The 23,808-nt window shown below is 34.0% G+C and carries 17 protein-coding genes and 1 tRNA gene; 4 read left to right on the top strand and 14 right to left on the bottom strand.

Translation table 11 applies throughout. From position 1 onward, the window contains the following. Positions 1-3: 3 nt before the first annotated feature. The 4 genes from OLM58_RS11815 to OLM58_RS11800 form a co-directional block, all read right to left on the bottom strand. Entirely contained in the window at positions 4-5,160 is a 5,157-nt protein-coding gene (locus OLM58_RS11815) for a T9SS type A sorting domain-containing protein (RefSeq protein WP_264529056.1), read from the bottom strand. 4 nt (positions 5,161-5,164) lie between these two features. Beyond that, positions 5,165-7,153 carry a fibronectin type III domain-containing protein gene (locus tag OLM58_RS11810; RefSeq protein WP_264529055.1) on the bottom strand — a complete coding sequence of 663 codons (1,989 nt, stop codon included), beginning with the start codon at positions 7,151-7,153 and terminating at the stop codon, positions 5,165-5,167. A gap of 449 nt (positions 7,154-7,602) precedes the next feature. Beyond that, entirely contained in the window at positions 7,603-8,292 is a 690-nt protein-coding gene (locus tag OLM58_RS11805; protein ID WP_264529054.1) for a LytR/AlgR family response regulator transcription factor, read from the bottom strand. Further along, complete coding sequence (locus OLM58_RS11800; RefSeq protein ID WP_264529053.1) at positions 8,289-9,311, bottom strand: sensor histidine kinase; 1,023 nt, start codon at positions 9,309-9,311, stop codon at positions 8,289-8,291. The genes OLM58_RS11805 and OLM58_RS11800 overlap by 4 nt, the downstream gene beginning before the upstream one ends. A gap of 138 nt (positions 9,312-9,449) precedes the next feature. On the opposite strand from OLM58_RS11800, the gene OLM58_RS11795 reads away from it, so the two are divergent. Beyond that, entirely contained in the window at positions 9,450-11,840 is a 2,391-nt protein-coding gene (locus tag OLM58_RS11795) for an outer membrane beta-barrel family protein (protein ID WP_264529052.1), read from the top strand. A gap of 81 nt (positions 11,841-11,921) precedes the next feature. Here OLM58_RS11795 and gwsS read toward each other — a convergent pair whose 3' ends face one another. The 5 genes from gwsS to OLM58_RS11770 all read right to left on the bottom strand — a co-directional run bounded on the left by gwsS (position 11,922) and on the right by OLM58_RS11770 (position 16,222). Further along, the gene (gwsS, locus tag OLM58_RS11790; RefSeq protein ID WP_264529051.1) at positions 11,922-13,001 is read right to left on the bottom strand and encodes a grasp-with-spasm system SPASM domain peptide maturase; all 1,080 of its coding nucleotides are present in this window, start codon (positions 12,999-13,001) and stop codon (positions 11,922-11,924) included. A 1-nt stretch (position 13,002) separates the two neighbouring features. Then, complete coding sequence (locus OLM58_RS11785) at positions 13,003-13,170, bottom strand: hypothetical protein (protein WP_264529050.1); 168 nt, start codon at positions 13,168-13,170, stop codon at positions 13,003-13,005. Then, the gene (locus tag OLM58_RS11780) at positions 13,160-14,086 is read right to left on the bottom strand and encodes a hypothetical protein (protein ID WP_264529049.1); all 927 of its coding nucleotides are present in this window, start codon (positions 14,084-14,086) and stop codon (positions 13,160-13,162) included. The genes OLM58_RS11785 and OLM58_RS11780 overlap by 11 nt, the downstream gene beginning before the upstream one ends. Before the next feature lie 5 nt (positions 14,087-14,091). Further along, a complete protein-coding gene (locus OLM58_RS11775; RefSeq protein ID WP_264529048.1) occupies positions 14,092-15,843 on the bottom strand; it encodes a hypothetical protein in 1,752 nt (583 codons plus the stop codon). Positions 15,844-15,952: 109 nt separating this feature from the next. Further along, entirely contained in the window at positions 15,953-16,222 is a 270-nt protein-coding gene (locus tag OLM58_RS11770; RefSeq protein WP_264529047.1) for a hypothetical protein, read from the bottom strand. Between the two features lie 194 nt (positions 16,223-16,416). Here OLM58_RS11770 and OLM58_RS11765 point away from each other — a divergent pair, with 194 nt between their 5' ends. From OLM58_RS11765 to OLM58_RS11755, 3 genes are all read left to right on the top strand, one after another. Next, positions 16,417-17,943, top strand: coding sequence for an ArnT family glycosyltransferase (locus OLM58_RS11765; protein ID WP_264529046.1), 1,527 nt, complete (start codon positions 16,417-16,419; stop codon positions 17,941-17,943). Continuing rightward, positions 17,940-18,464 carry a DUF4269 domain-containing protein gene (locus OLM58_RS11760; protein WP_264529045.1) on the top strand — a complete coding sequence of 175 codons (525 nt, stop codon included), beginning with the start codon at positions 17,940-17,942 and terminating at the stop codon, positions 18,462-18,464. Before OLM58_RS11765 ends, OLM58_RS11760 begins: the two co-directional genes overlap by 4 nt. 127 nt (positions 18,465-18,591) lie before the next feature. Then, a tRNA-Met gene (locus OLM58_RS11755) sits at positions 18,592-18,664 on the top strand. A gap of 472 nt (positions 18,665-19,136) precedes the next feature. On the opposite strand, the gene OLM58_RS11750 is transcribed toward OLM58_RS11755, so the two are convergent. The 5 genes from OLM58_RS11750 to OLM58_RS11730 all read right to left on the bottom strand — a co-directional run bounded on the left by OLM58_RS11750 (position 19,137) and on the right by OLM58_RS11730 (position 23,498). After that, positions 19,137-19,607 carry a hypothetical protein gene (locus tag OLM58_RS11750; protein ID WP_264529044.1) on the bottom strand — a complete coding sequence of 157 codons (471 nt, stop codon included), beginning with the start codon at positions 19,605-19,607 and terminating at the stop codon, positions 19,137-19,139. Between the two features lies 1 nt (position 19,608). After that, a complete protein-coding gene (locus OLM58_RS11745; protein WP_264529043.1) occupies positions 19,609-20,523 on the bottom strand; it encodes an SGNH/GDSL hydrolase family protein in 915 nt (304 codons plus the stop codon). Positions 20,524-20,589: 66 nt separating this feature from the next. Further along, positions 20,590-20,883, bottom strand: a complete 294-nt coding sequence (locus tag OLM58_RS11740) for a winged helix-turn-helix domain-containing protein (RefSeq protein WP_264529042.1) — start codon at positions 20,881-20,883, stop codon at positions 20,590-20,592. Positions 20,884-20,887: 4 nt separating this feature from the next. Beyond that, complete coding sequence (locus OLM58_RS11735; RefSeq protein ID WP_264529041.1) at positions 20,888-21,451, bottom strand: hypothetical protein; 564 nt, start codon at positions 21,449-21,451, stop codon at positions 20,888-20,890. A 454-nt stretch (positions 21,452-21,905) separates the two neighbouring features. Next, positions 21,906-23,498 (bottom strand): vitamin K epoxide reductase family protein, encoded by a 1,593-nt coding sequence (locus tag OLM58_RS11730; RefSeq protein WP_264529040.1) that lies wholly within the window; start codon positions 23,496-23,498, stop codon positions 21,906-21,908. Positions 23,499-23,808 lie beyond the last annotated feature (310 nt).

The raw sequence follows: 23,808 nt of genomic DNA, 5'->3' as shown, positions 1-23,808 counted from the left end.
TTCTTAATAGATGATAATTTTTTTAACCAATGTCTGCTGTCCTGTTTCTAAGACTAAAACATACATTCCGGATTCTAATGAAGTTTCGAAATCTATTTCATACTTCTTTTTACCGGATTCTTTTTTCTGGATGATCGTGTTTTGTCCGCTTGTCGAGAACAGCCTTAAATTGATGGCGCCGGTGTTTTCTAAACTTACAATGGCTTTGAAGTTTCCATTGGTAGGGTTTGGCGTTACGATAAAATCGACAATAAATTGTGAAGCAGTTACTCCATTGGGCAAGGTACTTCTTTTCTCTACTGCAATATTTTTATTGAATGTAGCAAAACATTCTCCTTGAGTCTGCTGCAAACCAATGGTGTAAAAACCTGCTGCGTCAAACTTTAAGGTGATGTATTTTTCTTTTTGTTCTACCACTTTTACGCCACTCGGAATTACCCATTTGGTACTGTCACCAAAAGGATTACTGGTGTTGACTAAAATTACTTCTTCGTCTAAATAGGCTTGCGAACTTAGCAAAAACTCAGCACCAATTGGGGTCTGACTTGTTTTTATCACCACTTCATCCTCGCCAATACAGCCTAGACCGGACGTTACTTTTACCTTATAGGTTCCGGCTTTTGATACGTTTATTTTTGCTTCGTTGGAACTAAATCCGTTTGTCGAAGTCCAGTGGTATTGTGCCTTTTGATCTGCAATTGTAGCCTCTAAATCTAAATTTTGATCTATACATAATGTTCTGTCCGGACCTATATTCACAACAACCGGCTGCGGGTCTTTTAAAACAAATCTCTTTTTATACACACAACAGTCCAGACAATTGATGGTTACTTCGTAATTTCCTGCCGTAAGATTGCCTAAGTCCTTAGTAGTTGCACCGGTATTCCAAATGTAACTGTACGGTAAATTTCCACCTGTGACATTAAGTACTATTGAACCATCGTTTCCTTTGTAACAAATCGGGTCTTTGACTGTTTCGGTAGTAAGGATTCCTTTAGGATCACCCACAAAAATACTTCCCTGAACGATACATCCTTTGGCATCAGTTACAATTACAAAATAATTATTTGTAGTAATGTTTTCTATTTTTGAGGTCGTTTCTCCATTCGTCCATGCATAAGTATAAGGGGGAGTTCCGCCTGTTACGTACGCTTCGGCCCAGCCATCACTTCCATTATTACAGCTGGCATTCAACTTGGTTAATTCCAGTTTGAGCTGCGTTGGCTGAGGCACATATTGTTTTGCATCCTCTTCACTTATAAGAGCAGTATTGCTGTATGTTCCCAGTTTTATACCGTTGGCATCTTCTATGTTAAGAGCATAAGTTCCTTCGGATAAATTTTCTGCGGTTTCATCCTGGTCGTTCCAAAGCACCCACGAACCGTCTTTTTGTTTTTTCTTCCAAGTATAAAAATAGGGTAATCCGTTATTCTTATCTGCTTTTAGCTGAATTCCGCCTTTGGCGTGAACTTTCAAAATCCCGTCCTGAGATTCGTCTCTTTGATTGTCCAACGGATTATTGTTTGTTTCATTTCCAAATTCATTGCTTACATTACAGGAAATAGTACGGATTACTTCAAAAGAAACTTCAAGCGGTTCCGGATCGTCTAATGCTGTGAGAGCATTTACTACCGTACAGCCTTTTTTATTTGTTGCCGCATCATAATTGGCATCACGAACAGTCAAACTATACAATTCTTCAGGAAGTCCGTACAATGTAATGGTATAAACGCCATTATTAAAACTGGCCGTTGTGGTCGTTTGTACAATTCCTTTACTATTTTTCCATTCGTATCCGTATGAATTGTTATTTGCAATAGTTCCTCCTGTAACCTCTGTTACAATTTTTCCGTTGGTCGCTTTATAAAAGGTAGGATTTAAAACCTCTGTAAATTTCACTGCCAAAGGTGCTTTGGGTTCTAAAATTGTAACACTCTCCTGTGTCGTACAGCCTTTCGCATCTGTAACAAACACCCAATATTCACCCGCTTTTAAAACGGTATTTTTATCGCTTTCAACGTCATTAGACCATTTGTATTGGTATGGAGGTGTCCCGCCTGTAACGTTTGCTGCAGCCCAGCCGTCATTTCCTCCATTGCAAAAAACATCCCCTTTCGTTATGGTTACCGCCAGTTTTGGAGGTTCCTGCATAAATTGGGTAACATCTATTTCCTGTGTAAGTATGTTGTTTACATAAGTACCAAGTCTGATTCCTTTTTTATCTTCTATGTTTAAGGCATAATTCCCATGAGAAAGATTGGATGCCGTTTCTCCCTTGCTATCTGTTAAAGCAAGCCATGAGCCATCTGCCTGCTGTTTTTTCCAATAGTAATAATAAGGCAGTCCATTATTTACAGACGGTTCTAAAGGGGTTCCTCCCGTAACATGAGCCACTAAAATCCCATCTTGCGATTCGTCACGACGACCGTCTTTCGGAGTAGTATCCGTAGCATCTCCAAACTCATTATTTGCATTACATGAAATCGTACGAACGATTTCAAAAACTACTTTTAAAGGATCCGGTTCTGTTAGTTTTACTTCCGATTCTACTACCGAGCAATTAACCGTTTGACCTGTAGCCTCATTATAATTTTTATCTTTTATCGTTAGAAAATAAGAATCTGCCGGTACATTCTTTAAGGTGATGGTGTAAACTCCGTCAACAATCTGAGCTGTTGCATTTTGTACTGTGCCTTTCGAATTCTTCCACTCATAATGATATAAATTACCGTTATTTAATGGGGCATCAAGTGGGGTTCCTCCGGTAATTTTTGCTACTATTCTTCCATTGGTTGCCCCCGAAAAAGTGGGTGTCTCAATTTCTTTGTATTCAATTTTTACTTCTTCAGTTGGCTCTGTTATTACAACACTCCCTTTTACAAAACAACCTTTAACTTTATCCGTAACTTCAATATAATACGTTCCGGCAACTAAATTGGATAACTCATCCGTTTTAATTCCATTATGATCTGGTCCATACCATGTATAAGCATAGGTAGATTTTCCGTCTTTAATACTGGCTTTTGCCCAGCCATTTTTCCCTTGAAAACAAGAAACATTTCCTGAACTGAATACCACTTTCATTGCACCAGGTTCTGCAATTGCCTGTTCGACTGCTTTGGGTGTTTCCTCCGTTGGAGTATACGTGCCGTGCATTATTCCGTTAGCATCTTTAACATTTACAGAATAAGTCCCCTTTGATAGGTCAGGTGCTATAGAATCGTTTATGGCTAAATCATCCCATTCCCCTTTAGCATTTAATTTCTTCCAATAAAAATAATACGGCAAACCGATATTTTTGTTCGGCTCTAATACTTTTCCTCCTTCTACTAAAGCTACTAAAGCTCCGTCTGCTCTTAATTTTTCGTTTAAATTTCCTTCATCGCCTAAGTTTGCCGAATTACAGGATATGTTTCGCCTTACTTTTAACTTTATTTTTATTGGTTTAGGCTCAACCAGTGTATTTACTGATTCTATAATTGAACATCCTGCTTTATTGATACCATCCGTATAATTTTTATCTGTTACGGTTAACTTATATGCTCCTGCAGGTGCATTTTCCAGTGAAATAGTATAACTTTTATTTGTCGAATTATATTGAGCAGTTACTTTGAACTCTTCTCCCGTTTTTTTTAGCCATTTGTAATCATACGATTTATCGTCTTTTATAGTTCCACCGCTTATAGAGGCTGTAATTTTACCGTTGAAAGCTCCTGAAAATGTGGGATCTTGTTTGTAGGTATAAATTAATGATAATGGCGCTAAAGGTTCTGATATCGTTTCGGTTAAAACTTTGACTTTATCTTTAACTTTTGCTACACAGCCATTCTTGTCCCTCACTATTATACTATAAGTAATTGATGGTTTTGTAACAGGAAACAGGCCTGTTAAAATTTCTTTTGAACTTTTTGGATCCTTAAAAGGAGTCCAATTAACTCCACTATCTAATGAATATTCGTAGCCTTCTTCGGTTCCTCCGGATACATTGATGGTTAGCGTACCGTCTTTACCATTGTAACAATTAACATTTGTAGAACTTAAGCTAAAATCTACCGGCTCAGGTGAAGTAATAGTAAAACTCGTTTGATGTTGCGGATCCATTACATACGTATTAGCCTTAAAAACACCTTGGTTAAAAAATCCTATTAATTTAAGGGTTGTTAAACCTTTGTTTAATTTTTTAACTGTAAATGAATTATCATTATCTAACTTTTTTCCATCAAAAATTCCATCTTTGGTAATATTATAGACATCATCACCATTCATTCCATCAAAATCAAGTGATAAGGTTTCCCCAACATCCAAAGGTCTGCTAAAATTTATCTTTACTTTTCCATCATTGGTATCAAAACAACTTGTCTTAATAGTTTCTACTGATAAAATATGTGGAGCAGATTTTACATAAAGTAATTCGACTCTGCTTCCGATCACATTCGCTCTCAATGTAATCTTTTTACCAATTGCTTCATAAGGCAAAAAATCTTTACATTGGATATTTAATTTATTTATAGCCTGATATGCCGCCGGCAAACTTCTCCACTTGTCTACCCACCGCCATGACAAGCCACGTCTAACACGCTCCTGCTCACCTTCAATATGATACATCCAATTGAAATATTCTTCCTTAACACCTGTAATTTCAGGTATATTAATCTTGCTATCGCTACCAATCATATTGTTCAGGACATTCGGATTCACTAAATTAATTACAGGATAAGTTTGAACTCTTAGTGTACCATAAACATAAGGAGCAAAAACCCCCGTAACATTGGCGTCATCCCAGTCTTTATAAGTAATATCCTGATTTCTCCCTACTAAAACTGTAACATCTTTTTCTTGCGTAACCCTACACCCGTTACTTCTTGTTCTTCTTCTTGAATACAAAGAAATACTCGTTGCCAAATTACTATCGGTATAATCCCTTTCAAAACTATTAGATGTATTTTCCCAAAAGGAGTCATCACTTTTTTTTAAAACACTCGCACTCCCAATTCCATCCAGATTTAAAGATCCTAAACCTCCGCAGCAGCATCCATCTCCTGTAGCATCTCCAATAGTAGCAGTCACTATTGCGTGATAATTAGCACTTCCGGTTAAATTAACCTGTCCAAATCCAAATCCGGACACCAATAAAATCAATAACAAATAAATCTTTTTCATACTCTTAATACACAACTGTTACATTTTCGGTTTTTGCCGGGCTGTCATTTTCTAAACTGGGAATAAAATGATACTCGTATTCCTGATTAATTTTTAAATTTTTATCTTCTAAGCTAAAAATGGTACCATCCAGCTCTTTCCATAAAGTTGGCGGAGTTCCTTTTACATTTTTATAAATACTAAGTCCGGTAACCTTACCTTTGTTTTTTGTATAATCCCAAGAGAGCATAATTTTTTTATTTTCTCTGTCTGCTGTTCCCTGCAAAAAGGTAATTACTTTAACCGGTGTAAAATTCAACACATTAACCGTTATGACAGAATGATCCAATGACGACCAGAGATTGCTTTTATCCTTAGCCAGAATGGCATATTGATAAATTTTCCTGTTCTCTACCTTATCGTCCGTAAATTCCTGAATGGTATCATTTATTTGTTTAATCTCCATCCAGGTCTCCTGTCCTTTCTCTCTCCTTCTAAGACTATATCCTACTACATCTTCACTGTAACTGCGTATCCATTTTAGATACACTTTACCCTCTTTATTGTCATAATCTTTAAAAATAGGCGCAGCCGGCGGAATCTTATCGGGTTTGTCTAAAACTAATATATCAGAAGGTTCCGAGATATTAAAACGCATATCTTCGGCAGCAATTCTATAATACACCTTACTATTAGTCATTTTCAGACTCACACTGTCCTTATACTCATTCCCTACGTACGATTGATGGTAAATGTCTACAAACTCTTCCCCTTTGTTATTCGCTTTTAAAATTCTATAACCGCGCAGGTCTTTTTCCAGATTGGATTTCCATTTCAACCGAACGACTCCGAGACTGTCAATCACCCCTTCAAGCCCTATTGGTTTAGCTGGCGGGATAGAATCTACCGGTTGTACCAGCATACTTTGAGAAGTTAGTTTTTGATTGTTTTTACCTACTACCGAAATGGTAAAATAATTAGACGGAAATAAATTTTCTTTATAATTGAGCTTTCTTTCCGATGGGGGAATAATTTTAGAGACCACTTTATACGGGCCTTTATCGTTATCGGCCAGATTAATTTCGTACCCCTGAATAAAGCCTTCCGCTTCTTTTGGATAGTCCCATTCCAAAAGGACTTCGTTTGAATTTATAATGTTATAATCCACAAGTCTGGCCGGGGTAACTAGGGCTTCAACTCCTGTTGCTGTAATTGGTTTTGTAAATTCGCCTTTTTCTCCAAATGGGGTTATACCATATAATCTGTACTGATAGGTTTTATCGTTTACGCTAAGGGTATCAATATAATAAATGCTTTTAGAAGGATGCTCTTCTTTATCATTCAGGTTGACTATTGGCGTGGTGGTTATGGGAGCAAAATTGATTCCGTCAGAAGATTTCTCTACCATATAAGAGGTATAAATTCTCTTGAAGCTCTCATAATCCCACGAAAGCATTACTTTTTTATCATCAGGAACGGCAGTAAAATCAGTTGGAGCAGGAAGCACACTATAGTCCTTCAATCCAATCATATAAGAGGATTCTTTGACATTTGAACTTTCAAAAACTTTAACCTGATAGGCATAAACCTCGTTTTCCTTTACATTGGTATCCACAAATCCCCAACCGGCTTTGACTGCTCCGGCAAAACTCATATCGGCTGCATATAATGCAAAAGTAAAACGCTGATTGAGTTCATCTGCCATATTTACTATTTTAGACAAAGCTCCTTCTTTAGCATCGGTAACTTCAAAGCTTTCACCATAAATAGCTTGCGCAATAATAGCTGCGTTATTATCTTTTTGTGCCAAATCAATCCAGGAATCAACAGGTTCCGGTGTTAATGGCTTAGGAGTCAGATATGTTTTTTCCGGTTTTAACAGGACATTGCCGTCTCGTAATACAGTAGTTCTGGTAATTATAAAGCCTTTTTTATTTGCTTTCTGCCATTCAGATGGCGAATTAACGGCCCAGCGAATCAAAATTTTATCTTTTTGAGCTCTAGCGTTGACCATCACCAGAACTTTTTTACTTTGAGAATTACAAATTGATATAAAGAACAAGAAGAAAAGAAAAAATTTATTTACCGGCATTAATATGTGTAGTTATTTCCATGTTAAAAAATGCAAAAATAACACTTTATCTCTAGTATCAATGATTATTTATCTAAGAAAAAAAATATTTATAAAAATCAAATTTTAACTTTTTTAACAGGTCTAAAAAAACAACGGTCTTAAACTATATAAAACCCGTTAATAAACAAAACATTACAGTAAAACATGAGCTTAACATGTCTCTGTCAAATGATCGCCTTAAACTTTCAGACTGCAATTCGAATCCTTCTGACAATCCAAACCACTTTATTAAAACATCACATCACTTCATTTTCACCTTCAACAATTTCAATCACAAAAAAACTTCAGATTTCTCCGAAGCTTTCTTATTTATTTTCAATTTTAAGCGGTTAACTCAGCCAGTCACTCACCAGTTTTCGATAAGTTTCACCAATAGGAAGCTGTTCTCCTCCAGTCAATTGTATCTGATTGCCTTCGATCACTTTTATTTTACTTTTTGGAATAATGTACGAACGATGAATACGAACAAATTGATTTAGGGGAAGTTTTTCGAGTATATCTTTCATGTTTTCCAAAACCATAATTTTTTCGCCTTTGGTGTGAATCCTGATGTAGTCTTTAAGTCCTTCAATGTAAAGAATATTTTCGGTAGCTATTTTATGATGCTTTCTGTCGGCTTTTACAAACAGAAAATCATCGGTTTGCTGGTTTTGCATGGTTTCCTGCCAACGGATAAATTTCTCAACACTTTGATAAAAACGATTAAAAACAATTGGCTTGAGTAAATAATCTATAACATGAAACTGAAAAACATCTAAAGCATAATCCGGATACGCAGAGGTGATGATGAAATTATGTTTCTGATTGAACATCTGCATCAATTCAATTCCCGTTAATTGTGGCATCTGAATGTCGATAAACACCAAATCAACCACTTCATTATTTAAGATTTCAATGGCTTTAAAAACATCTGAATCAGCGTATAAAACATTTAATCTCGGGACCTTAGAAGCATAGTCTGCCATTAGTTTTACTGCAAAAGGTTCATCGTCTAATATGATACAATTTATTTTTTTCATTTTAATTCTATTTCAAGTTCAGCTGTAAACTGGTTGTTTTGATTGACTACTTTTATCTGATGTTTCTGCGGATAATGAATTTCCAGTCTCATTTTCAAATTACTTAATCCAATACCCCCCAGCTTGTCTTTCTTTTGCACCGCAATATCATTGACTACTTTAAAATTGAGCTTCTTATCTTTTAAGCGTAAATCAATTACAATTGGTTTTTCATTGGAGGTTACTCCATGTTTTAAAGCATTTTCAATTAAAGGCGACAGAATATAAGGCGGAATTTCTTCAGAAATATTTTGAGTTTCAATTCTGAAATCAATAAAAGCACTGTCCTGATGTCTTAATTCTTCGAGCTCAATATAGGCTTTTATATAATCGATTTCATCGGCCAGTTTTATCTTTTCTTTTTGAGATTCATAAGTGGTAAAACGCATGATCTGACTTAATTTTTCGATTGCCATCAACGATTTGTCGGATTGAAAATACACCATCGAATAGATGTTGTTCAGGGTATTAAAGATAAAATGCGGATTGATTTGTGCTTTCAAAAATTTGATTTCGGTGTTTTTGCTTTCTTCCAGAATAATCTGATTGTACTCCAGCAAACGGATAAAATAAATAACAAACCAAAGCAATGAACTAAGAATAACAGTCATGCTGCTGTAATGCAGATTGTCTTCCATATAATTAAAAAAGGTTGGATTGGTATAATTGATTCTATGAAATAAAACGTTACTTATCTCCTGCTCCAACAGCCATCGCAAGGCCGTAAAAAACAGGTACGAAACCAATACTCCGGCAAAAAATCTCTTCCACTGAAAGGATTTAAAAACCAATCTCATCACCACAAAATAATGAAAATAGAAGGTTGATACAAACACAATCATATACGTAGACAGGAACAGATCCGGAGTGTAATTTTTGGCCTGGATTAGATTTTTAACAAAGGTGAAATACCCCATCAAAAGCCAATATATGAGGTGAATGAATACTTCTACTTTTTTTGATAGTGTTCCTTTATACATCTTTTTGTTTTTTTCAAAGATATGCATTCATAAAAAAGTCCAAAATAGGGTTTGTAGATTAATCGCGGGGGTTTGTCGATAAAAGTAGTTTTAGGCATTTTTTCAGCGCAGTTTTGCAGCGTAATTAATCTAAAAACCATGAAAAATAGTAGTCTTTTAATATTTGCCTTTTTATTTCAAACGTATTCTTTTGCTCAGCAATATGAACTTAAGGGAAAAGTGATCAATCAAAATAAAGCAGCTGTTGAGTTTATCATCGGCAGTTTGTTCAATCCTCAAAAAACTTTGACCGCTCAGGCTTCAACCGACAGTTTGGGGAGTTTTGTTCTGAAAATTCCAAAGGGAAATTACCGTTTGATATTGGAACAATTTGGCACAGAATATATGAACCGCGAAATTACAATTGATCACAATACGGATCTGGGTATCATTGAAATTAAAGAATCGGTGCAACTGGAAGGTGTAACGCTGAAATCAAGAAAAAAACTAATCGAACAAAAAGTGGACCGACTTGTTTTTAACGTCGAAAATTCTGTAACAGCCACCGGAGGAACCGCTTTAGATGCTTTAAAAGCAACACCTACCGTAAGGGTTCAAAATGAGGTTGTTTCGATTGTGGGCAAAGGTGAGATCCTAGTAATGATTGACGATCGTTTGCAAAGAATGCCTCAGGAAGATCTGGCAGCATTCCTGAAATCAATTCCGTCTGATAATATTAAAAGCATTGAAGTAATTACTACTCCCCCTGCAAAATATGATGCAGAAGGCAATAGCGGTCTTATTAATATTAAACTGAAAACAGCAAAAGCAAACTCATGGAATGCTAATCTTGGAACCTCTTACACCCAAAAAACATACGCAGGCGGAAATGCAAACGGGTTGTTTACGTACAATCATGATAAACTCTCTGCTCAGGCTTCGGTAAGCAAAGGAAAACAAAAATTACTGACGACTTCTGAAAGTACTATTTTTTACAAAGACGAAACCTGGAAACAGGAAGTTAAAAACAAATCGACAGCCGATGTTTTAAGTTTAGGCCTTGGTCTTGATTATAAAGTAACCGAAAAATGGAGTACCGGACTTAAATACCTTGGCAGTTTTACGAATAAAGTAAATGCAAACAATCCTTTTACCACTATTTATGATAATGCAAACGGAATGGCGGATTCCTATATCACTTCGAATGCCAATGCTAAAAATAACCCAAAAATGAATGCCGTTAACTTTCATAATTCGATTGCAATAGACAGCTTAGGAAAAAACATCTCAATGGATCTGGATTATTTTGCTTATAACAAAAATGACTTCCGTTTCTTTTCAGGGAATGAATTAGACAGTAGTAAAAATAAGATTCCCGGAGGTTTTTTCTCTTCAACGAATTCCAATGTCAATACCATCAAAAATTACTCCGCCAATATTGATGTTTCTTTACCCTACGACTGGGCAAATCTTAGTTTTGGAGCCAAAACGTTCCATACCAATACAAACAACAATCTGATCGTGTACGATAACGAAACCGGAACTCCCGTTTTCAACACCAATCAGTCCAATGTTTTTAATTATAAAGAGTACAATCAGGCTTTATATTTCTCAGGAAGTAAAAAAATAAATTCAAAATGGGAAACTCAAATTGGATTACGAATCGAAGCAACACAAACCAAAGGGTATTCTGAAAATCTGAATCAAACCAACACTAACAATTACATCAAATTATTCCCAACAGCTTACCTGACTTATGTTCCTAATGAAAGTAATTCTTTCTCCTTAAACTACAGCAGAAGAATCCGCAGACCAGATTTTGATTATTTGAATCCTTTTGTCATTAAAACAAGTCCGTATTATTATTCCGAAGGCAATCCATATTTAAAGCCTTCATTGATTGATAATTTTGAGTTTTCATTTATCCGAAATCAAAAATGGGTAAGTTCCGTTTATTTCTCTCAGGTTTCCGATTTTGGACAGGAGTTATCGATTATTGATCCGAGTACAAACATTACCAGAAACACGCCTTTAAACTATGCTAACACTTACCAAATTGGACTTTCGACTTCTTATAATTTCAACAAATGGTCATGGTGGAACAGCTTTACCGGATTCAATTTAAACTATCAGAATGTAAAATCAAAAACTGCTTTTATTCAGTCAATCGATGGGTACAACGGATACCTTTACAGCAATAATGATTTTACCATCAACAGCAACAAAACCTTATTTCTTGGTTTAAATTATGGTTTACAACTGCCTGGCCGTTATCAAATTTTTAATATCTCGACTTTGAATATTCTTGACATTTCTGTTAAGCTGTTAACGTTCAATAAAAATCTTTCGGTTACCATCATTGGCGAGGATTTACTGAACGCACAAAAACCATTAATTTCTTATGATTCCAACCATATTAAAACCAATGTAAAAAGCTATTCCGACACAAGAGGTTTCAGAATTTCATTGAGTTATAAATTCGGAAACCAAAGTATCAAATCAAAACAACGCGATTTTGGTAATGAAGAAGAAAGAAGCAGAGCAAACTAATCGGTCTTTTTAATTGAATACAAAGCTTCGGAGCAATCTGAGGCTTTGTATTATAGTTTGCAAACTAAAAATACACTTAGGCTAACGGATTACTTCCATACCATAAAATTCAATCCCTTTTCGTTTTAAAGGATTGGTACTCCACTCCGACCATTTATTGCTGTAAGGATCATAACCACACTTTAAAGGTTTTGAGTACATATCATCAGGTTCTTCGATATAGGCACGACAATCTGTACAAATATGCCTAAATTCACAATCTTTACAAACTGTTATTTGGTCTTTGGTAATATTCCAGTATTTTTTAAAATTTTCATGACTTAATGCTTTCTCTAACATTGTGTCTTTTATATTACCAAAGCTTAATAACATTGAGGGACAATTTTTTATGTTACCATCTTTATCGATAGAAAGTTTTCTGTTTAAGCAGGTGTTATAGTGTTGTGATTCGCTAAAAAGTTTAATGTTTGAATAGAAATATTCTTTATTTATTATTCCGCAATGTTTTTCATCTATCACATTTCTTTTTACCAGCGTTAAATAACCCATTTTTTGATTCAGAGAATTATAACTTTTATTGTATGGTGAATTAAAAATGATAATAGAATGTATTCTTCTATTTTCTAATAGTATTTTGTTTACTTCACTGAAATCAAAACTTTCACAATAGGGCAATATGAAGTCAATTGAAACAATTCGAGATTTTTCCTTTTTTAAGATTTCCGCGATACTTTTTATATACGCAAGACCTATATTTTTATAGAATCGCAGCTGAATATAAGAACATTTTAAAGTTTCAAATTGAGGAACCAGAGTATTAAAGTCATGAATAATGTCATCATAATCTATAATGATATTGGTTATAAGAGAAGGAGAATCCCAACAGGTACTCATTTTAGGAAATAAGTCCGGATTTGAACTAAAAAAGATAAGTTTGTTAGCAATCAAAAAATCAAAATAATCGTCAATTATTTCATCATATTGATGTTTAAAATCGTTTTTTATCTCTTCAATCGTTTTACCATTATAGGTTTCCAAAATATCATATAAACCATTTGGAATAAAATAAAAGTTATTATTCTTAGTGTCACAAATAATGCTTCTGCTACTTCCTTTGACAGGAATACAATCTGCAAAAAGAACAAAATTAATGGGTTTCAAATTAGATTATTTTAGAGATCGGCTTGACAAAAGGTTTAGAGATATTTTTGGAGTTTTGGTAAGTCTGAATAATAATCAGATTGTTTTTAGGCTCCGTTGGAGGTTGAGTTTCTCTCTCGACTTTCGATTTTAAACCGTTAAAAATATTGATAGGCTTTTTATTTTTCATTCTTCAAAATATCTGCTAGTTTGTTTTCTAAGTAATAGTTACAGGCATTATTGATAAAACTTACCTGTCCTGTTGGGTTTATTTCAAGAAAATAGTATTCATCTTTACAATACATCAGATCGGCAGAACCATAATTTAGATTGAATTTTTCAAAAACCTTTGCAAGTTTTTCTTCAATGTCCGCAGGCAATTTAAATGGAACCATTCTAATATTATCCATTTCTACAAATTTAGTCCTGATGTCTATAGCGTAATCAAAATTGTGAATTGCTGTAGAATAAAAGTTTCCATCTATGTAAATGACTCTGATTTCAAAATCGGCCATAATCCTTTCCTGAAAAAATGAGATCGCAAATTCATCAGGTGTTTTGTCCAGAATTTCAGCTGTTATTTGAAAGGTTAGATTAAAATTATACAAAAACTCTTCGTCCTGATAATAAAGTGTGTCTAGAATTCTTTTCGAAATTATACCATTTTTAACGTTAAATACAACATAAAAGTCTTTTAGTTTTTCTTTGTTTCCGGTTATCAAAGTATGCGGAATTCTAAGCCCTTGTCCTTTCGCTTCGAGCATGATATCAAGACGATTGGTTTCAAAATCAGCTATTCTTTTTCCAATTTTTTTAACCGGCTTTTGCAAAACGAAAGCATCATTGAGAACTTCATAACATTTATTTTCGTAGTCGCTCTCCCCGGAAATAATGCATCCACCATTAAACCAGATGCTTTGAACTTCTTCTAATTCTATACTTTCTAAATAAGGCGTTTTTAAAGTATAAGAACTTTTTTCATTACTAAAATTCATGCTTTCAATTACAGTTTTATCAGATTCTCCTATTCTTACAAAATTCTGATCCAAACAATCAATTACATTGTTTACAAAATCATCTACATCTTTACTGTATATCAAAATCATAAATATTAATATTTCTCATAAAACTCCCAGTCATCCGTAAGTTTCATGATTAAATTGTATTTCTGTTCGTAATAATCATCTACTTCCTTTGGATATTTTGAATCGTGTGCTTCAATTACAAAATTTCCATAATCCATGATAAAACCCTTTGGATTACTAAACATGAAACTTATTTTTCTAATTTCCAACTCATTACCCCCACACGATTTCGAATTATAAAGATTGCCTTTGTAGATACGAAGGCAAGAACCCTCTCCAAGCATATTCTTAACACGCCTCTTACCATCATATTCAAGAGCATTACTGCTTTTATCAAGGAGTTCATTTAAGATGGAAAGATTATCCGGCTTTTGTTGTAAAGCATGTATAATCAAAACATTAAAAGAAGGAAAAGGGACTAAAACAGTATCCCTTACTACAAGACTGCCAATCTTTTCTTCGGAAGGGTAGCCCTCTTTTTTTAATAAATCGATCAACTTACCGGTAACCCTTTCAGTGGTTTCATGCAATATTCTTGCACTTTTTCGGTTCTCCAATCCATACTCCGCCTGATCTTCGTTAAGTAAATTTGTTAATTCCTTTTTTAGATTTAAGTTCCATTTATGCTGCGTGTTTTTAGAAACGGAATCGTATTTGACACTAAAACTTTTCCATTCCGGATTTTTCCTCATAACAGCAAAAATTTTAGAATTAAAATACGGCAATTCAATACCTTTCAAAGCCAGTTTTTCACCCCACCAAAAGGCATTTTTATAATCTCTTGACAGTATGGCACAACGAATTGCATTATGAATATCTCTCGCAAATAGTACGGGATATTTTTGAGCGAGCAAATTGTACTGTTCTTTGGCTCTACCATACTGCCTAGCCAAAATAAAATTCTCCGCATTCTGCGTATAAGTATAATAGTTAATTTCTTGCTTTTGGACTTTTTCCCTCTCAATGTCAGCTATCAATTTATTAGCATGAATTAAAGGTCTGCAATCCAATTCTTCTTTTTTTAATATTTTTCTCCAATCATTCTTTTTCGGATCAAAAATCATAGCTCCCAGATCAAAAATCTCAGAATAAGTTTCACCTGAACCAAAAACGAGCAGTGTCTTGGATGTAACTTTCCCACTTATTTTAAAAGGAAATCTGTTTCCGAGAATCGTTCGATCATGTGAATATTTTTTAAAATAAAAAGCAGGAAACTTGTCCAGAACTGTAAATTCATTTGTTTCTTTGTTGTTCAGTTTTACTTCTATAGAGTCCTTATTAACCAGTTTTCCCAAATAACGAGTATTTATCGTATCTGATTTTTCTCCAAGAAATATATCGACATACTTTTTTTCTTTTTTACCTTTTAGGAATACATTCCAACCCCAATCATCATTCCCACTGACAAAACCTTCAATACTTAATACATTATCTTTTGGATTATAATCACACTTCATCACCTCCACCTTTAAAAAACACATGGACAAATGTTCTACAAAATTAAAATTTCTATAATTCTTGCTGCGAAAGGTTACTCCATAATTGATAATCCCTTTATAATTTCGGTCATCTACAAAATAAGTAACAGTATCTTTTACGTTTGAAAAACATCTATAATCTTTATAATTACATAAGTTATAGACTTCCTCAAATACTTTATTCTTTTCAAAATTGCCTTGATTATACGTTTTATATTTTATCTGGTTTTGTCCCAACGTCACATTGATAAAAACAATATTTATCAGAATAATTAAGGATACTAAAACTGCTTTTCTCAAAATAATACTTTACTAAATTAAACCATTTTGCACGTATCAAAACGAGCCTGAATTGTACTTAAAAGATTCAGACTTGTTCAGATACAGAATTCATTTTATCGAAAGAAAATCATGGCAATGCATAAAAATCCTCTCCGGTCTTTGTAAGAACTGGATCACATTCACGTACATTACTTCTGTTATGAAATGTAAGATATCCCCCTCTCTCACTATCATAACCATAATCGAATTTTTGTAGCTTACCGCCATGCCAGTCACAAATAGTTCCTGCAGGGCTTTTAACGCCATCACCATTTAGCACAAACAACTGTTCTCTTTTTAAAGTACAGTCCTTAAACTTGTCTAGTTTCAAACTTTCCAGTTCCATAATTAATAGCATTTTAGTTTATAAATAATTGATTGATGCAAGTTAACTTATTTGTAAGTGTAATCTTATACCATTATCGGGTAATTTTATTCAACTTCAGAAAGACTATAATAAAACAAATCTTATCACAAAACCCAAAATAAACTTATATTAGCTTTAAATTTAAACTATTACCAAAAACGACCGCTCCAAAACCAAAAAACACCATGTCCAAAAAAACTGCCATTCTACTAGGATTTATCGCTTTAAAATTTCTTTTACAGTACCTTTTAATAAGCCCCGAATATGATTTGCAGCGCGACGAATACCTGCATCTGGATCAGGCGCATCATTTGGCATGGGGATATTTATCGGTTCCACCAGTTACTTCCTGGATTTCTTACCTTATCCTTTTACTTGGAAATTCCGTTTTCTGGGTAAAGTTTTTCCCTGCCCTTTTTGGAGCCCTAACGCTTTTGATGGTTTGGAAAACGATTGAAGCTTTAAAAGGAAACTTATACGCTCTGATTTTAGGTGCAACCTGTATCTTATTTTCGACCTTGTTACGAATCAATATCTTATATCAGCCTAACTCGTTGGACATCTTATGCTGGACCTCTTTTTATTATGTGATTGTGCAGTACATGACCACCGAAAATAAAAAATGGTTTTACATTGGTGCCGTTGTCTTTGCTTTTGGCTTTCTGAACAAATACAATATCCTGTTTCTAATCATTGGACTCTTGCCTGCTCTTCTCCTATCGGATCAAAGGAAGATATTTACAGAAAAAAAACTCTATTGGGCATTGCTTTTAGGGCTAGTTCTGATTTTACCAAATATTTTATGGCAATACAACAATCATTTCCCCATTGTACATCACATGAAAGAATTGGCCGAAACGCAGCTTGTTAATGTAGATCGAATGGAATTTTTGAAAAAGCAATTGTTATTTTTTATCGGTTCGTTCTTTGTTCTACTGGCGGCTTTGTATGCATTGCTTTTCTACAAGCCCTTCGAAAAATACCGATTCTTTTTTGCTTCGATGGTTTTTACACTGGCCGTTTTTCTGTATTTCAAAGCCAAAGCTTATTATGCCATCGGTTTGTACCCTGTTTATATTGCTTTTGGAGCTGTTTTTCTTTCTCAAATACTCCAAACAGGCTGGAAACGTTATCTAAAACCTGTTTTCATCATCCTTCCGTTGTTATTTTTTATTCCCATGTACAACTTAGCCTTCCCTAATAAAAGTCCGGAGTACATCGTAAAAAATCCGGAGGCTTATAAAAAACTTGGCATGCTGCGTTGGGAAGATGGAAAAGACCACGAACTGCCACAGGATTTTACCGATATGCTGGGTTGGAAAGAACTCGCCCAAAAAACAGATTCTGTTTATGCCCAAATTCCAAATCCCGAAACCACTCTGGTACTCTGCGATAATTACGGACAGGCCGGAGCCATAAACTATTACTCTAAAAAAGGAATCAAAGCGGTGTCTTTTAATGCCGATTATCTCAATTGGTTTGTTCTTGATGCACCCTACAAAAACGTCATCAGAGTTAAAAACTCTTGGGAAAGAACTGCCGAACTTGAGGAAACCAGTCCTTTCTTTCAATCTTCCCGTATTGCAGGTGAAATCACCAACAAATATGCAAGAGAGTATGGAGCCACTATTTTTGTTTTTATCAATGCCAAAATCGACATCAACAAAAGACTCAAAGCTGAAATTAAAGAAGAAACGGATTATAGTAAATGATTGATTTTACCACTATCGGCTATCTGAAAAACGGAAACAACAGACAAATTCAGGCTTATAAAATCCTGACTCAGCATCATATTTTGTCTGATATTATTGAATTTGAACCTATTTTAGCAGGCACAATCCCCATTGCGATCGATATTGAAAATAGTGATCTGGACATTATTTGTTACTGGAAAAACAAAACTGAATTTATCGAGAAACTCCACGTTACTTTCGGAGACAAAGACAATTATACCATTCGGGAAACAGTAATTGATAACAGAGAATCAATTATAGCGAATTTTAAAATAGACCTTTTTGAATTTGAAATCTTTGGACAAAATATTCCAACCAAAGAGCAGAACGCTTATCGCCACATGGTTATCGAGTATGAAATTCTGCAATCGAAAGGTGAAACTTTCCGATCTGAGATCATCAAACTGAAACAAAAGGGGTACAAAACCGAGCCTGCTTTTGCATTTTTATTAGGTCTAAATGGAGATCCATATGCTGAATTACTGAAATATAAAATTTAAACCTTTTTTCAACAAAACACAACAAGCTATACATCAATAATTTACATCAAAAACTAAAGTATTTAAAAATATTTTCATTTTTTGCTTGCATAACCGTATTTACTGTGTATCTTTGCACCCGAAACATCGCGGGATAGAGCAGTAGGCAGCTCGTCGGGCTCATAACCCGAAGGTCACAGGTTCGAGTCCTGTTCCCGCTACTAAGTAAACACCACTTCAACAAGTGGTGTTTTTTTTTGTTTCAAAAATTAAGCGGTCGGACTCACATCCGCCGCGGCGGACACAGGTTCGAGTCCTGTTCCCGCTACTAAGTAAAAACCACTTCAACAAGTGGTGTTTTTTTTTGTTTCAAAAATCAAGCTGTCGGACTCATATCCGCCGCGGCGGACACAGGTTCTAGTCTTCGCCACGGTGAGCTACTAAAACAAAAGCCTTAGAGAAATCTGAAGCTTTTTTTTGTTTATTATAGTGTTAAGCTATTAAAAATTACGGATGCGAAGTCAGGAGACATTCGCACAGTTTTCCTTAATAACTCTTAGAAAAGTAGCCTTTCAGGTAAAAAATTTTCAATAAACTACCAATGTGAATTAGAATTACTAATGTTCAAATTTAGTACTTGTGTCCCCATTTTACAAAACCCTCGTTAGCGGTTCGTTGCTTTTTGTTTCCCTCTCATATTTGTCTGTATAATACAGGACGTGAAAGTGCTATAAGCAATAGTATTTCAATTATTATCATCAAAATTGGTCTATGCCAAGAAACTGTTATCCAAAGACTAGTCTGCTGTTGAAAGTCAATACTATCTGTCATACTTTTAAATATTTCCAATTTTTTCGCAAAGAATATGCTTATTACTGTGATATACATATAACAGATGAATGCCGATAGGACTAATTTTTTTCGAGTTGGAATTTTCCAATTAAAAATTAATGATAACACGATTGTAAATAAGATCAAAAGATGAACGGGTATCCAAAATTTTATGGCTTGCCCCAAGTTATTATTACTTCTGGTTATCATTGTTGATGGACTTTTTAGCATTTCCGGAATGCCAAATAAATGTTCATAAAGCCCTGCAGATGCACTTATACTTAAAAAGATAATGCAGGCAATTAAAATCGGGTTCGTCAATTTCGTTTTCATACTATTTTGTGTTTGATAATTTATTGATTAAAGATTTTGCTATTGCTTTTTGTCCATCAATTGTAAGATGTATACCATCATACTGAACAAATTCTGGATTTACAGGATTTCCGAATTCTTCTGTTAAATCAATTACAGGTTCTGGCTGGGCTTTCAAATATTTACTAATTTCATTTAAATCTGAATTTTTCAAGCTCAATTGTTGCGTTTTGAATGGCTGAAAATTTTCCGATTTTTTCTCGTCAATTGATGCTGGTGTAAGCCAAACAATATTTGCTTTTGTGTCTTTATTAATTATTTCCTTTATAGCATTGAGGTTTGCAATCGTCTCTGTTAAAGAAACGCATGTTTTTTGGTTTCCATAACGGATACAATCATTTGTACCCAAATGACAAATTACCCAATCGGGGCTTAATTTTACTTGTGCTGTTATTTTACGAAGTGCTTCCGTTGTAGTTTGTCCTGAAACCGCAGCATTAATTATGCGAATATTGTCTTGTGGCCGTCTTTGATTTAAAAGATATTGCAAAATATAAACCCAGGAGTTTAAAGCATCTGCTGTACTTTCGCCAATTACTAAAACAGTCTGATTTTTCTTGAAAGGGAGTTTATCAATTTTAAATGTAAAGTCTGAATTTGTCAAAAGTTCTGATGCTGTATTTTGAGCCTGGTCATCATAAACTTTTTTAGCTAATTGATATTCTTCTATTGACATACCGTATAGCTGTGCAATTTGCTCATCCTTTAAGTTTGGCAAAAAATTCAAGAACTTTTCCGGGTGCATATGAAGCAATATTTTATCTGCGTATGCTATTTTTTTTGTTTCCATTTTATTAGTTATTTTTTCTTGTGCGTTTACGTTTCCTATACCATTTAAAAAGAGCAGCGTGAGAAATACTTTATTTATTGTTTTCATAATAATTAAACATTTTTAGTTTGTAAATAATTTTAGTTTGCAACACAAACTAAAAAAGCAAAAAAATTAGAGATGCAAATATTTTTTTATTGTTTCTACGTAATTTTCAAAGGCATTTTTCCCTGTTTTTGTTAGTTTACAAATTGTTTGCGGATAGTTTCCTTTAAATGTTTTTTCTACTTCAATATATTTTGCTTCATTTAGTTTCTTTATCTGATGGCTTAAATTGCCTTGTGTTGTTTTAGTTATCTCTTGAAGATAACCAAAATCAGCTTGTTTCATTTTTACAAGAGCAGAAACAATAGCCAAACGTACAGGTGCATTCAAAACAGGATCTAGTTCCTCAAAAGTCTCCGCCATTCGATTATGATTTTGAATTTTTAAGTATGTATCCCGGAATTAAATAACCTGCAATAATTGCAAAACCGTGAAGCAAAACTTTGAATTCGTCTGTAATAAAAACACAACAAACAGATGCAATAAGAAAACAAACACCACCAAACATTAACGGTTTAAATTTCATTGCCATTCCCGAAACTATTGTGCCAATTGCAGCTAATATCAATGTATAAGTAAAGGGTTCAATTTTTTGATATACACTTACAAATACTATGGTAATAAATCCAAAAGCCAAAGCCATCCAAAGTTTTTTAAGGAAAAAACTCAAATGAGTTTCTGATGTTTTATTTCGGTTGTAATTAATTGTTACTAGTAACGCAATAGCAACCAAAATAGGGAATGGCAAAAAATAGTATTCAAAATCAGTTTTCGTTTGAATCAAAAATTGAAGAATACTTGCCGTAGCCAAAGTCCAACCCCAAAGCAAAAATATAAAGCTATGTGATTTGATGTTTTCTTTTGTTTGATTAATTACTTCTGTAATAAGTTTCAAACTCTGTTGTGGTGTCAACTTGATTTCCTTTTCCATAAAAAAGATATTAATTTACTCTGTAAATATAATGTAGTTTGCAATACAAACCAAATTTTATGACAAAATTTTTAGAATCAACTTTTGGCTCATTTGTATGTTTGTTTTGGAGTGTAGCGCTACAATAACCACTAACTTGTATATATTTCTGGGAAATGTCAGTGTTTATTTGTTTTCAAAAACAGATTTTTTTAATTCTAAATCGGAGGCAATGAAAAGAGAGAAATATTTAAAAACTGGAATAGGGAGAGAATTCATTAAAAATATTATCTTAAACTTATAACTCGTCGGACTCATATCCGCCGTGGCGGACACAGGTTCGAGTCCTGTTCCCGCTACTAAGACAAAGCTTCAGAGAAATCTGAAGCTTTTTTGTTTCACCCCTCTTTGTCAACATCTCGTAGTGTTCATGAGCGGGACGCTCAAGCCAGCAGGGAATCCGTTTAAACCACAATTAATCAAACACAAATTCTTCATCTTCAATTAATTCATTTATAAAATAGGGCAAACTTTCTCGGTCGTATGATTTTGGAAATTCAAAACCGTTAACAAAAATATTTGGGGTAAAAGTGTAAGCATTGGCTTTGCACCATTGATTTTTTAAGTTGAATATTGGGTCAAGTTTAATAGCATCGCTATCTTTTCCATACAATTGAAACCAAGACTGTAAATCTTTTGTTTTAAACCAAGTATCTAATGCTATTACAAATGATTGTGAACCATCTTGTAGATATATTGTCATTAATCGTCTAAGAAACCTTTTCCGTTCTTCGTCCATCCATTCAAAATCGGCATTGAAATACACTTTCACTTTCAAATCATTTAAATTTGTTGCAATTATTTCTTCTAATAAATCATGCGCTTTTTCGCAATGACCACAAAAGGGACTGCTGATTATTGAAATCTCGGTTTTGCTGTCTTTATTTCCTAAAATGATTGGGGTATCTGGCAAAGAAACACTCGCTTTCGAAACCAATGAGTTTTTGAAAATGGTATAGTTTCTCATAAACCGATTCCCTTTTAGCTGGAATTCTTTCAACTCTTTATGTTTTAACAATGTGTTTTTTAATTGTACCCAAACAAATGCTATCAAAGTAAAAATAAACCCCAAAAGTAAAATTGATGATAATGTAAAATTAAAATTAGTTGCTACAAACAAATGCAAATAACCCAATTCCGCCATCAAAATAGTACTGATGGCAAGACAAACTGGACACCATTTTTTCTCAATTTGTTTTTGATAGTAAACGGAAATTACAATTACAGGAATAGCACAGAAAAGTAAGATTTTTTGGATACTGAAAAAGGAAACTGTAGCATTGGTCAAAACAAAACTAAAAAAGGCGACCAGTTGAGTTGTATAGAAAACAATACTCAAACTACTTAAATCGATATAGCTGAACAAATTCCATTTTTTCGAATCGATTACACTGCTACAACTGGTGGTTGCGGTAAGATTGCAAAAATTATTGAGCATTTCGCTTTTTGTACCAAACAAGTCTTTAAGTGCGGCAACCGAAAACAAGATACCTAAAACAGGGAAAATGAAAAACATCGATTCAAACCAACTATTTTGAGTGCGAAAAACAAACACTAGAAACAAAATGGCGGTAAACAAAGGCAGTAGCCAAGTTAGCTTTTTCTTTTTAGTTCTTGATTTTTCTGTAGTTTCTGATTTTTCAGCTAGAAGTACAATGCCTCTCCATCTTTTTTCTAATTCTGATTGTGTAATTGGTACAGCTTTTTTCTCAGCAGTATAATAATAATCGGTTTCTTTTTTCTCAAAAAGCACAAAAGTAGTTTCTAGAGTTGGCTTATTGTTTTCTACTATTAATTCGGCAATAAAACGCTCTGGAAGCAATTCTAAATCTTCAAATTCAACCCGAATCATACCGTTTTGAATATTAAAAAAACTCAATGTATCGACAATTGCCAAAGCCGAAGGATAATCAGGATGCGATTGATTTTGAAACAAAAACTCTTCTTTGTCAATATTGATGTTTTCTTTTTCGAGGTATTGGAATAGGTAGTTAAATTTGTTGGTCATTTTTTTATTAAAATTTTAAATAAAGGTATTTATCTCAACTATTAAATTTTTCGATGATTTTTTTATTCCTGTCAAGTACAAAATATGAGGATAACTAAAAGAAAAGCTGAAGAACATTGTCCTCATCGACATTTCCTCTTATTATACAGCTTCTGCATTCATTGTTTTCTTTATAAAAAATCTTATAATTTAACTAAGGTTTGATAAAGAATATTTGAACATTGTTTTAATTCTCAATAAATCATTTCTTGCATAAGAAATGAATAGAGTTTGCTTGTGACTGTTTATTATCTTAAGGTATTATCTGGTA

The sequence above is a fragment of the Flavobacterium sp. N502540 genome (genome assembly GCF_025947365.1).
Taxonomy (GTDB): domain Bacteria; phylum Bacteroidota; class Bacteroidia; order Flavobacteriales; family Flavobacteriaceae; genus Flavobacterium.
Note: the sequence above shows the minus strand (reverse complement) of the source record. Positions and strands in the feature narration are given on the sequence as shown.